At 49.4% G+C, this 11531-nt stretch carries 11 protein-coding genes; 8 read left to right on the plus strand and 3 right to left on the minus strand.

Features of this window, described 5'->3' with window-relative positions; genetic code table 11:
• Positions 1-91: 91 nt before the first annotated feature.
• Positions 92-523 (minus strand): alternative ribosome rescue aminoacyl-tRNA hydrolase ArfB, encoded by a 432-nt coding sequence (gene arfB / locus HGO26_RS19390; protein WP_011787977.1) that lies wholly within the window; start codon positions 521-523, stop codon positions 92-94.
• A gap of 136 nt (positions 524-659) precedes the next feature.
• Here arfB and HGO26_RS19395 point away from each other — a divergent pair, with 136 nt between their 5' ends.
• From HGO26_RS19395 to HGO26_RS19425, 7 genes are all read left to right on the plus strand, one after another.
• Positions 660-1025 (plus strand): SpoIIAA family protein, encoded by a 366-nt coding sequence (locus HGO26_RS19395; RefSeq protein ID WP_105250333.1) that lies wholly within the window; start codon positions 660-662, stop codon positions 1023-1025.
• 36 nt (positions 1026-1061) lie between these two features.
• The gene (locus tag HGO26_RS19400; protein WP_028759383.1) at positions 1062-1271 is read left to right on the plus strand and encodes a DUF3012 domain-containing protein; all 210 of its coding nucleotides are present in this window, start codon (positions 1062-1064) and stop codon (positions 1269-1271) included.
• Positions 1272-1452: 181 nt separating this feature from the next.
• On the plus strand, positions 1453-1896 hold the full coding sequence (locus tag HGO26_RS19405; RefSeq protein ID WP_168827374.1) for a hypothetical protein: 444 nt from the start codon (positions 1453-1455) through the stop codon (positions 1894-1896).
• A 328-nt stretch (positions 1897-2224) separates the two neighbouring features.
• Positions 2225-3718 (plus strand): TolC family protein, encoded by a 1494-nt coding sequence (locus HGO26_RS19410; protein WP_168827302.1) that lies wholly within the window; start codon positions 2225-2227, stop codon positions 3716-3718.
• Positions 3719-3728: 10 nt separating this feature from the next.
• Positions 3729-4994: an efflux RND transporter periplasmic adaptor subunit gene (locus tag HGO26_RS19415; RefSeq protein ID WP_168827304.1), complete on the plus strand. Its 1266-nt coding sequence runs from the start codon at positions 3729-3731 to the stop codon at positions 4992-4994.
• A 29-nt stretch (positions 4995-5023) separates the two neighbouring features.
• Positions 5024-8248: an efflux RND transporter permease subunit gene (locus HGO26_RS19420; protein WP_168827306.1), complete on the plus strand. Its 3225-nt coding sequence runs from the start codon at positions 5024-5026 to the stop codon at positions 8246-8248.
• A 171-nt stretch (positions 8249-8419) separates the two neighbouring features.
• Positions 8420-8743, plus strand: coding sequence for an antibiotic biosynthesis monooxygenase family protein (locus HGO26_RS19425; protein WP_025008611.1), 324 nt, complete (start codon positions 8420-8422; stop codon positions 8741-8743).
• 76 nt (positions 8744-8819) lie between these two features.
• Here the strand turns inward: HGO26_RS19425 and mscL are convergent, their stop codons facing one another.
• Both mscL and HGO26_RS19435 read right to left on the minus strand, forming a co-directional pair.
• Positions 8820-9230 (minus strand): large-conductance mechanosensitive channel protein MscL, encoded by a 411-nt coding sequence (mscL, locus tag HGO26_RS19430; protein ID WP_105250328.1) that lies wholly within the window; start codon positions 9228-9230, stop codon positions 8820-8822.
• 203 nt (positions 9231-9433) lie between these two features.
• On the minus strand, positions 9434-10378 hold the full coding sequence (locus HGO26_RS19435; protein ID WP_168827308.1) for a LysR family transcriptional regulator: 945 nt from the start codon (positions 10376-10378) through the stop codon (positions 9434-9436).
• 94 nt (positions 10379-10472) lie between these two features.
• Here HGO26_RS19435 and HGO26_RS19440 point away from each other — a divergent pair, with 94 nt between their 5' ends.
• Positions 10473-11531 carry an HlyD family secretion protein gene (locus HGO26_RS19440; protein ID WP_168827310.1) on the plus strand — a complete coding sequence of 353 codons (1059 nt, stop codon included), beginning with the start codon at positions 10473-10475 and terminating at the stop codon, positions 11529-11531.

Here is an 11531-nt window from a genome sequence, read left to right on the forward strand (position 1 = left end):
AATTGCGGTTATTTCTCTGGTACCGAGTTAGCAATTGCCTAAGTTGACTGTCAGTTGAGTTAATTGTCATCTAAGTTAACTGTCACCTAAGTTAATAGTCACTCTTCTGTTGACGCATGGCCTTAGTGGCACCTTTTTGTTTCTTGGTCTCTAATCGCCGCGTTTGGCTGCCTTTAGTGGCGCGGGTGGGGATGCGTTTTTTCTGCACTTCACCGACACTGGCAACCAAGGCGATAAATTGCTCCAACGCCGTTTGGCGGTTGGCATCTTGGCTGCGGCTCGCTTGGCATTTGATAATGATTTTGCCGCTTTTAGTGATGCGGTGATCGGCCTTGTTGAGCAAACGTTCTTGGTAAAACTCGGGTAATGATGAGCTTTTAATATCAAAAATCAGCTGCGCAGCGGTGGACACTTTATTTAAGTGCTGGCCGCCTGCACCACTCGAACGGATAAATTGCCACTCGATTTCATTTTCCTGAAGTTCCACACGGTTTGAGATTTTTATCATGGCAAACTTAGGCATTTTTCAGCATGGATTGAGAAGCCATCAATAATGACTTATGGCTTTCCAATAGATTTGTTATCATCGGGCGCATTCTTTGCCGCTGCATTGGCTAAAGCCATTGCCTGCAAAAGTGTTCTCGATTCGGAGTGCCTCTATGTTATGCCAAATCCCCGATATTGCTAAGGGTGTTATCAGTCTTTTTGCCAGTGGCCGACTATCCTCCACCGATTATCGGACCCGTTTACAGCCTGCGATTAAGAGTTATCGTAAGGATTGGGGCCAAGTTTGCCTGTATATTGAGGCAGATGTGTTACTCGAAGGCTGGGAATTTGAGTCGCTGACCGGTAGTGGTGAAGTCCAGTTACCGAATTTTGAAGCCTTAGTGTTTGTGGGCGGCCCTGATTGGGTAGGAAATGCGGTCCGCTTACTTGGTCCTTTTATGCAGGGCGAAGTGGCTTGGTTTCCACTCGAACAGAAAGCTAAAGCGATTGCTTGGATCACTAAGCGTTCGAATATTTAATGGTCTAATTTAGGCCATATTTACAAGGAATTAAGTATGTCATTATTGAAATCGGGCTCTTTTTCTTCGCTAACAGTTTCTAAGGTCAGTGCGATTGCGTTAGTGTTGGCATTTACTGCTGGACTGAGTGCCTGCGCGCCAGAAGTGGGCAGTGATGCTTGGTGTAAACAGATGAAAAATAAGCCGTCTGGCGATTGGACTGCTAACGAAGCCGCTGATTATGCTAAGCATTGTGTATTTAAATAAGTGCTGTGCATTTAAATAAGCACTGAGTGTTTAAGTCAGCGTTAGCCTTTAGAGATCACAGCTTGAAAGACTTTGCTTGCGAGCTGTGAACTTATGTTTATCATACGGGTCAGATGTTCCGTTATCCGTTATTTACTATAGGTGATATTTGAATTCTACCGCTAAGCCATTTTTTACTCGAATGGTGACCCTACTGATAGCTATTATCGTGCTGCAATTTGCCGGCGCGAATTTGGGTGCGCATCAGTTACATGCGGGCAATGGCGCGGAAGAAGCTGAGAATCATCCCCATCTGCAATTTAGCGCCCAAGTGACCACTTTGGCCCAATGTGTCGATTGTGTTTGTCCAAGCGAGCAAGCCTTAGGCTTTGCGGACTCCACGGGTGTCACCAGTAATCACGCGGGTGAAAACCAAAGCAGCGGATTTCATTCCCACTTAGTTAAAACCACTGAAATACAAGATTTTGACCTATGCCTCGACTGTCAATGCCATGGCGGTCATGTGGCACTGTTATCTCAGGCAGTGAGTCAGCCTGTACAGGCGTTAGAAAGCGTCTATCTGCCTACCGATGTATCCTATTTCCCGCCTGAAAATTTACCTAAATACCGACCTCCTATCGCTTAATTCTCCAATATTCGGCTTATTTCTCGGCCTAGGACGATTGATTCATCTGATTGGATCTCATTCTATTTTGCCGCGTGATAAGCCCGTTATGTTCATCTCCCAAAAGATACGCTTGAACTGATGCTCGCAGCGTTAACTGTTGGAGCCGTCATTGGCTTTTGAGCCGTTACTGTATTGCTTGGCGGGATGATTCGATCGGCGCTTATTTGCCATGCCCAGAACGATATGATTGCTTTGCATTGAGCTATTTAAATGAAGCTCACATCTAGCGGTCTCGCTTTGGGCGCAAAAGTCAGCCGATCCACATTCGATATTGTTAGGATTTGCGATGAAAAAAACGATTCTCGCCCGTACTTTAGTTTGTCTGTTTAGATCGGGCTTGTTTAGCTGTGGATTAGTATTGGCCGCCGGATTGGTAGCCTTTGCCCTCGCGGCAGAAAATGACTCTCTTGAAGTCGACGTCCTTGAAGTCAAGGTCCTTGAAACCAAAGCCTCTGAAGCTAATGCCCCTGAAATCAATGCCTCTGAAGTTGAGTCATTTAAGGCGCAATCACTGGGCTTAGCCGCCAAAGAAACCGACACGCCACATGTCAACTTTGGCCAATGGTTGCCTGAGTTACTCACACAGTTCAATCAGTTACCTGAAGTTCAGGCGCAACTAGTAAGGCAGCAACAGGCCAAACTGGCCATTCAGGCGGCAGATCGCGCTGTGTATAACCCAGAACTTGGGTTTAATTATCAAAATGCTGATACAGATGCCTACAGCTTAGGGCTGAGCCAAACCCTCGATTGGGGCGACAAGCGCGGCGTGGCGACACAGCGTGCCGAGCTTGAAGCGCAAATCCTTTTAGCGGACATAGGGTTAGAGCGTAGCCAAATGTTAGCCGAACGCTTGCTGGCCTTGGCAGAACAGGCGCAAAGCCGTAAGGCGCTGACCTTTGCCGAGCAGCAATTAAGGTTCACCAAGGCGCAGCTCAATATTGCTGAGCAGCGATTGGCGGCGGGGGATTTGTCTAACGTCGAGCTGCAATTGATACAACTCGAAGTCGCCTCTAATACTGCCGACTACGCCTTAGCCGAGCAGGTGGCCTTAGTGGCCGATGGCAAAGTAATTGAATTACTTGGGGATAATAATTTCGCTTTTAGTGAGTTTATCAAAGAGATCCATTTCTTTGTGACTCAGGCTAAGCAAGCGCCAGCGGCCGAGTTGGGCACCTCTACATCAGCCTTGCCAGCACTGGCGAGTGCTTATCAGCAAGTGCTGCTCGCCAGAGTTAATGTCATGCAAGTCAAAGCGGAAGCTTCGGCTGACCCGACTATTAGCCTAGGCGCTGAAAAGGAAGGCACGGACAATAAGCTCGGTGTCGGCGTGTCGATTCCTCTACAAGTTCGCAATAACTACAGTGAGTTACAAGCCGTAGCCGATAAGGGCATCGCTATCGCGGAGCAAGGCTATCTTGCCCGTGAGCGAGTGCTTACCGCTAAGCAGAAACAATTCCTCTATGCGTTACCGCGTTTACTCGAACGTTACCAAGACTGGCGTGAGTTAGTGCAAGTGTCAGGTGCTAAAGCCGCTAAATCCTTAAGCCAACAATGGCAGGCGGGGGATGTGAGTACTAGCGAGTACTTACAGAGCCGTCGTCAGTTAGCCGCCAGTTATTTGGTGGGCTTAAACCTAGAAACGGCTATCTATCAAAGTTGGTTAACTTGGATGGGCGAAAGCGGCCAGCTTATGCCTTTTATCGAAAAGCTCATTATAGAAAAGCTAAATGCAGCTCCTTCGATAACATCTAATGCCGCCGCACGCACAGTAAACCCATGAGGTCACAATAATGAATTCAAATACTCACCACGAAAATATCCTTCAACTGGATGCTGTAACGACGTCTGAAAAGCGTCGGTTTAACCTATCAAAAATTGCGCTCGCATTATTCGTGCTGAGCACGCTGGCCTTTCTCGCTCAGCCTGTATTGGCTGGCGGTGATCACGCCCCCGTTGTTAAGGAAAGCGGCGATTCGGTAACGCAAACGGCGCCGACGGATGAACACGGCGAACAGGCGTTGAAATTGACCGAAGCGCAGCAAGCCTTGGCGGGGATTAGCTTGTTACCTTTGTCGAGCGATAGCTTGAACCTAGCCAATTTGAATCTTGATATTAGGGCGACGGCGACCTTAGTGGTGGATCGCGATCGAACCGCGACCCTTGCGCCGCAGCTCGATGTGCGTGTGTTGGCGCGCCATGTAGTGCCGGGACAAGAAGTGAAAAAAGGTGAGCCTTTACTTACCTTGGGTGGCGCAGCCGTTGCGCAGGCACAGGCGGACTACATTAATGCCGCTGCCGAATGGAGTCGAGTCAAACGCATGAGTGAAGGTGCGGTTAGCGTCAGTCGGCGGATGCAGGCGCAGGTGGATGCCGAACTTAAACGGGCGATTTTAGAGGCAATTAAGATGACGCCTGCGCAAATTCGTGCACTGGAATTGACGCCCGAAGCCATAGGCAGTTATCAACTCTTAGCGCCAATTGACGGTCGAGTGCAGCAGGATATCGCCATGCTAGGTCAAGTGTTTAGCGCGGGCACGCCCTTAATGCAACTGACCGATGAATCCTATTTATGGGTGGAGGCGCAGTTAACCCCAACTCAAACTACGCATATCCAGGTTGGCAGTTCAGCCTTAGTCCAAGTAGGGGATAAGACGTTGGCGGGCAAGATCATAGGTCGCTCCCATGAACTCGACAGCGTAACGCGCACCGAGCAAGTGCTGGTGAGTATGCACAATCCTGATCATGTGTTGCATGCGGGGCAATTTGCTGAACTCTATTTTGCTGGCTCTACTACCGATCCAAACGGCAGTGGCATAGTGCTGCCCGATGCGGCGTTGACCCGTGGCGGCGATGGCGATTGGCAGATTTTTATTCAAGATGAGGATGGCTTCGAGTCCATTGAGGTAGAAGTGGTGCAGCGTCAACGTGGTCTGAGTCTAGTGCGTGGACCTGAGCTTGAAAAAGCCCAACAGGCACAGCTCAAGGTTGTGGTGGCTGGCGCGTTCTTCTTGGCATCCGAGCAGGCGAAAGCGGGCTTTGATATTCACGCCCACTAATATGAGCGCCCTCATTTTGGAGATTTTCTATGTTGCAAAAGTTAATCGAAGCCGCGATTAAAAATCGGCTGTTAGTGGTATTGGCTCTGCTCGCCGTGATTGTGGGCTGTGTGGCCATGCTACCAAAGTTGAATCTCGATGCCTTTCCTGATGTGACTAACGTGCAAGTGACCATCAATACTGCGGCCGAAGGCTTAGCCGCTGAAGAGGTGGAAAAACTTATCAGTTATCCGGTGGAATCGGCCATGTACGCCTTGCCAGCCGTGACTGAGGTGCGCTCGTTATCGCGTACTGGTTTGTCGATTGTGACTGTGGTATTTGCCGAGGGGACAGATATTTACTTCGCTCGTCAGCAAGTGTTTGAACAGTTGCAGGCGGCGCGGGAGATGATCCCAAGCGGTGTCGGAGTGCCTGAAATCGGCCCCAATACCTCGGGATTAGGGCAGATTTATCAGTATATTCTGCGTGCAGAACCTAACTCTGGCATTAATGCCGCCGAGCTGCGTAGCTTAAATGATTATCTGGTGAAGTTGATATTGATGCCAGTGGGCGGCGTGACTGAAGTCTTGTCTTTTGGTGGCGATGTGCGCCAATACCAAGTTCAGGTCGACCCGAATAAACTGCGTGCCTATGGCTTGTCTATGGCGCAGGTGACCGAAGCGCTAGAGAGCAATAACCGCAACGCTGGCGGTTGGTTTATGGACCAAGGCCAAGAGCAACTTGTGGTGCGCGGCTATGGCATGTTGCCCGCAGGAGACGCGGGATTGGCGGCGATCGCGCAGATCCCTCTGACCGAAGCCAGCGGTACGCCAGTGCGTATTGGCGATATCGCTCAGGTGGATTTCGGCAGCGAGATCCGTGTCGGGGCAGTGACTATGACGCGCCGCGATGAATCTGGCCAAGTGCAAAATCTCGGTGAAGTGGTGGCTGGTGTCGTGCTCAAACGCATGGGGGCAAACACTAAGGCGACGATTGACGATATTGGTGCGCGGGTGAGCCTTATTGAGCAGGCCTTGCCCGATGGCGTGTCCTTTGAGGTGTTTTACGACCAAGCGGATCTGGTCGATAAGGCTGTGACCACAGTGCGCGATGCGCTGCTAATGGCCTTTGTGTTTATCGTGGTGATTTTGGCGTTGTTCCTCGTCAATATCCGCGCGACCTTGCTGGTGCTGTTGTCGATTCCAGTGTCTATCGGGCTCGCACTTATGGTGATGTCCTATTATGGTTTGTCGGCAAACCTGATGTCGCTCGGCGGCTTAGCTGTGGCGATTGGTATGTTAGTCGATGGCTCTGTGGTGATGGTAGAGAATATTTTCAAACACTTAACTCAACCTGATCGCCGCCATTTATCCGAGGCGAGGGCGCGTGCCGATGGTGAGGATGATCCCTATCACAGTGAGGAGGATGGTGCTAAAGCCTGTGGTGATGTCAGCGAATCGAATATGGTTATTCGGATAATGCTCGCGGCGAAAGAGGTATGTAGTCCAATCTTCTTCGCCACCGCCATTATTATCGTCGTATTTGCGCCATTATTTGCCCTTGAAGGGGTTGAAGGCAAGCTGTTCCAGCCGATGGCGGTCAGTATTATTTTGGCAATGATGTCGGCCTTGCTGGTGGCGCTGATTGCCGTGCCAGCCCTTGCAGTGTATCTTTTTAAGCGCGGTGTGGTGCTCAAACAAAGTGTGGTTTTAGCACCGCTGGATGCCGCTTATCGCAAGCTACTCACGGCAACGCTTGCTAGGCCAAAGGTGGTGATGCTCAGCGCCTTGGTGATGTTCGGCTTGAGTCTATTATTGCTACCAAGGCTGGGTACCGAATTTGTGCCTGAACTGGAGGAAGGCACGATTAACTTGAGGGTGACGCTGGCACCAACGGCGAGTTTAGGGACTTCGCTCCAAGTCGCACCTAAGCTTGAGGCTATTTTGCTAGCATTTCCCGAGGTGGAATATGCCCTGAGCCGCATTGGTGCGCCTGAACTGGGCGGCGATCCTGAGCCTGTGAGTAATATTGAAGTCTATATTGGCTTGAAACCGATAGCAGAGTGGCAGTCGGCAAGCTCGCGCTTGGAACTGCAACGCTTGATGGAGGAAAAACTCAGCGTGTTCCCCGGACTCTTGTTGACCTTTTCGCAGCCGATTGCGACTCGGGTAGATGAATTACTTTCGGGGGTAAAAGCCCAGCTAGCGATTAAAATCTTCGGCCCTGATTTAGCGGTATTGTCACAGAAAGGCCAAGCACTTACTGATCTCGTTGCGAAAATCCCCGGTGCCGTGGATGTGTCGCTTGAGCAAGTGAGCGGCGAGGCGCAATTAGTCGTGCGGCCCAAACGCGAGCTATTGGCGCGTTACGGCATCAGTGTCGATCAAGTGATGAGCCTCGTCAGCCAAGGCATTGGCGGCGCGAGTGCAGGGCAAGTGATCGATGGCAATGCCAGATACGACATCAATGTGCGACTCGCGGCCGAGTTTCGCCAAAGCCCTGATGCGATTAAAGACTTATTACTCAGTGGCACAAATGGCGCCACAGTGCGCTTAGGGGAAGTCGCCAGCGTTGAAGTGGAAATGGCGCCGCCGAATATTCGCCGTGACGATGTGCAGCGCCGTGTTGTGGTGCAGGCCAACGTGGCGGGACGCGATATGGGCTCGGTCGTGAAAGATATTTATGCCCTAGTGCCAAAGGCGGATTTACCTGCGGGATATACAGTGATCATTGGCGGCCAGTATGAGAATCAGCAGCGAGCGCAGCAAAAGTTGATGCTAGTGGTGCCGATTTCTATCGCTTTGATTGCCTTGTTGTTGTACTTCTCCTTTGGTTCATTCAAGCAAGTGTTGCTCATCATGGCGAACGTGCCCTTAGCTTTGATTGGCGGCATAGTGGCCCTGTATGTCAGTGGCACTTATTTATCTGTGCCTAGCTCTATTGGCTTTATCACTCTATTTGGGGTTGCGGTGCTCAACGGTGTGGTGCTGGTGGATTCGATTAATCAGCGCAGGCAAAGCGGCGAAGCACTCTATGATTGTGTTTATGAGGGCACGGTTGGGCGTTTGCGACCCGTATTGATGACGGCACTGACCTCGGCCTTAGGTTTGATCCCGATTTTATTGTCATCGGGTGTCGGCAGTGAGATCCAAAAGCCCTTGGCAGTGGTGATTATCGGTGGCTTGTTTAGCTCGACGGCGCTGACCTTACTCGTCTTGCCGACCTTGTATCGCTGGCTATATCGCGGCGATAAGCGCATTGATGAGCTCGGTTAATCACAAGTAAGCCGTCATCGTGGGCAATAACTTATTATGTTTCGGGTTATTGCCTTTCGTTGTAGGCAGGGTTATCACATAGACTAAAACTCTAAAAATCAGTGAGCTAAAGAGTGATAGATGGGCTAGTCTTAGAGTCGACATTAAGGACATTCATTTCTGGAGAACATTATGATTGCGGTAATTTTTGAAGTCATCCCGACAAAGGAAGGGAAGGAAGAGTATCTGCACGTGGCCGCTGAAATGCGCCAATATTTAGAAGGCCGCAAGGGATTGATTTCGATTGAACGTTTTCAGAGCTTAACCGACGATGGCAAAGTACTGAGCCTGTCGTTCTGGGAGGACCAAGCTTCTATCACCCAATGGCGTAATCAGATGGCCCACAGCATTGCTGAGCAAACGGGTATAGTGCCCTGTTTGTTTAACTCTTATCGCATTCGGGTGGCAGAAGTAGTGCAAGATTACAGTGAAACTGTGCATGTTGAAGCTGAGTAATCACTTATCTCGCTGATGTAAAAACAAAACCCATCTCTAGAGATGGGTTTTTTATGCGTGACACTTAAGTTTGAGATTATTTTTCTTGTTGAGCTTTCAATAGATCGCGGATTTCAGACAGCAACTCTTCTTCTTTGGTCGGTGCTGGTGGCGCTTTAGGCGCATCTTCTTCCTTGCGTTTTAGGGTGTTAATGGCTTTTAAACCCATAAAAATGGCGAAGGCGATAATCGTAAAGTCGATAATAGTCTGAATGAATTTGCCATAGGCAATGACCACAGAAGGCGCATCACCTTGAGCTGCCTGTAGCACTATGCTCAAATCACTAAAATTCACACCACCTAGGATGATACCAATCGGTGGCATGATGACATCGGCCACGAAGGACGAGACGATTTTGCCGAATGCGGCACCTATGATGATACCAACGGCCATGTCGATCACATTGCCACGGGACGCAAAAGCCTTGAACTCTTTAATTAAGCTCATTAGGTTTCCTCCAAAATTGAGATTAAATGTTAAATTTTATTGTGCAAACTGTATCAGGAAAACCTAAGGTCTTTTGCAGCCTGTTACCTTGCCAAGCTTATAGGGGCTTATGGATTAAGGCAATTCTGACATAGAGGATTTATCCTCAAGGCAATGATTTACACTTTACAAAGTAACAATTGTTACTGTTTGGGGTATTCGATTTATTCATCTAGATCGGCATGGCCGATAAAATCAGGGACTTCTAAGACTTGCGATCCCCAACGTTTAAATAGGGAGCTATAGATGAATTCGATAAAGACGCGGTATTTTCGCGGTAGATACGCCCGCTGTGGATAGCTAAGCACTACCTTAGTTTGCACCATTGGATAGTCATCTAGTAGCGGGATTAAATCGCCTTTTTCTAATGCGACTTGGGCTATGATGGATGGCACCGCTGTGATCCCAAGCCCCGCAATGGCGGCCTCGCGAGCGAGGGTGACATTGTTTACCGTCAGTTGAGTCTTGGGCTCGGCGACAATCCAAGTTTTACCATCGAATAATTTCCACGCACCTTCGATATGCGCCGACTGCAAGCGAATCGCTTTATGTTTGGCTAAGTCCTGTGGCACCTTGGGCGTTCCATGGGCAGCTAAATAAGCTGGGCTTGCCATAAGCGATTTATGGGCGTTGACTAAGGCATAGCTTTGCAGACGAGTGTCGCCAGAATCGGCAATTTGAAATAACAGATCGATGCCTTCTTCTATCACATCAACCTTTCGATTGGTGAGTTCAGCCTCTATGGTGATTTCGGGATAAAGCGTTAAAAACTGCGCGAAAATCGGCCCTAAAAACAATTGGCCTAATTCAATTGGGCAGACAATTTTTAGATTGCCTTTAATCAATTGCTGTTGGGCGCTGAGTTGATTTTCGGCGCTCTGCAGATCGCTGAGGATCTTATTGATCCTATTGTAATAACTCGATCCTGCTTCGGTGAGTTTTAGGGCTCTCGTGGTGCGAAACAGCAGTTGTGTGCCGGTATCGGCTTCGAGCTCGGCTATCTTGCGACTGACGGTTGCCTTAGTGAGCCCAAGGGCTTTAGCTGCGCCAGTAAAGCTACCTTGTTCGACCACTTGAGCGAAAATTTGCACGCGATTGAGATCCATCATTGTTACACCTGTGAAACAGTGGGTTGATTTTTTACTGACTAATAAACTTAGTGAGACAGTAGTACACTAGATATCACTAATCAAGGAGTCATTCATGTCCAAAAGTAAACTCATTATCGCCGTTCCACTGTTACTCGCTGCAGTTGCAGGAGGCGGTTATTACTGGTGGACACAGGTACGTTTTATCGAAACCACGGATAACGCTTATGTTGAGGCCGATATTTCCCATATCAGCGTGAAAGTGCCTGGCTACGTTGTGTTAAGCGATGTAACCGATAACCAGCATGTGCAAAAGGGTGAGTTATTAGCTCAGCTAGAAGATAACCAGTTTAGTGCCAAAGTGAGTCAAGCCGAAGCCTCACAGGCGAGTGCGAAGGCGGACTTGCAAACCTTAGCTGCAAAGGTGGAGTTGCAACGGGCGTTAATCACTCAAGCCAGCGCAGGCGTGGTGGCGGCAAAGGCCGATAAAATACGGGCGCAGCAACAATTGAGCCGTTCAAAAAAGCTTAAAGTCAGTAATTACAGCTCCCAAGATGATGTCGACCAACTACAAGCGGGATTCGATTCTGCCGCCGCCCGTCTCGATGAAGCTCAAGCCGTGCTAGTGGCAAAGCAACGGGAGTTAGCAGTTTTTAATGCCCAATTAGATCAGGCGGGCTCAGTAGTAGAGCAGGCCGATGCGACTTTAGAACTGGCGAAAATTCAATTAAATGATACCCGCGTGACCGCACCTTTTTCAGGGGTGATTGGTAAACGTGGCGCTATGGTGGGGCAGTATGTGCAACCCGGCCAAGCACTCTACAGTTTGGTTCCGGATGGGGCAGTGTGGATTACTGCGAACTTTAAAGAGACCCAGATCCAACATATGCAACCAGGACAGTCGGTGCAGGTCAGTCTCGATGCGTTTCCCGACAAAACCTTTATAGGTGTTATCGATAGTCTGTCACCGGCGTCCGGAGCCAAATTTAGTCTATTGCCAGCGGAAAACGCTACAGGTAATTTCACTAAAATCGTCCAGCGTATTCCCGTGCGTATTCGCTTAGATTTGTCTGAGGCAGAAACACGCATGCTACCGGGCTTAAGTGCGGTCGTGAAAGTGGATACGGCGTCGGGTACTGCAATATCGGCAATCGCTGCAAATACAGGTCGTTAG

The sequence above is a fragment of the Shewanella oncorhynchi genome (assembly GCF_012584455.1).
GTDB classification, from domain to species: Bacteria; Pseudomonadota; Gammaproteobacteria; order Enterobacterales; family Shewanellaceae; genus Shewanella; species Shewanella oncorhynchi.

Coding starts and splice junctions, on each gene's coding strand:
- arfB (WP_011787977.1), bottom strand. CDS start 523: ATGCCTAAGTTTGCCATGATAAAAATCTCAAACCGTGTGGAACTTCAG.
- HGO26_RS19395 (WP_105250333.1), top strand. CDS start 660: ATGTTATGCCAAATCCCCGATATTGCTAAGGGTGTTATCAGTCTTTTT.
- HGO26_RS19400 (WP_028759383.1), top strand. CDS start 1,062: ATGTCATTATTGAAATCGGGCTCTTTTTCTTCGCTAACAGTTTCTAAG.
- HGO26_RS19405 (WP_168827374.1), top strand. CDS start 1,453: ATGGTGACCCTACTGATAGCTATTATCGTGCTGCAATTTGCCGGCGCG.
- HGO26_RS19410 (WP_168827302.1), top strand. CDS start 2,225: ATGAAAAAAACGATTCTCGCCCGTACTTTAGTTTGTCTGTTTAGATCG.
- HGO26_RS19415 (WP_168827304.1), top strand. CDS start 3,729: ATGAATTCAAATACTCACCACGAAAATATCCTTCAACTGGATGCTGTA.
- HGO26_RS19420 (WP_168827306.1), top strand. CDS start 5,024: ATGTTGCAAAAGTTAATCGAAGCCGCGATTAAAAATCGGCTGTTAGTG.
- HGO26_RS19425 (WP_025008611.1), top strand. CDS start 8,420: ATGATTGCGGTAATTTTTGAAGTCATCCCGACAAAGGAAGGGAAGGAA.
- mscL (WP_105250328.1), bottom strand. CDS start 9,230: ATGAGCTTAATTAAAGAGTTCAAGGCTTTTGCGTCCCGTGGCAATGTG.
- HGO26_RS19435 (WP_168827308.1), bottom strand. CDS start 10,378: ATGATGGATCTCAATCGCGTGCAAATTTTCGCTCAAGTGGTCGAACAA.
- HGO26_RS19440 (WP_168827310.1), top strand. CDS start 10,473: ATGTCCAAAAGTAAACTCATTATCGCCGTTCCACTGTTACTCGCTGCA.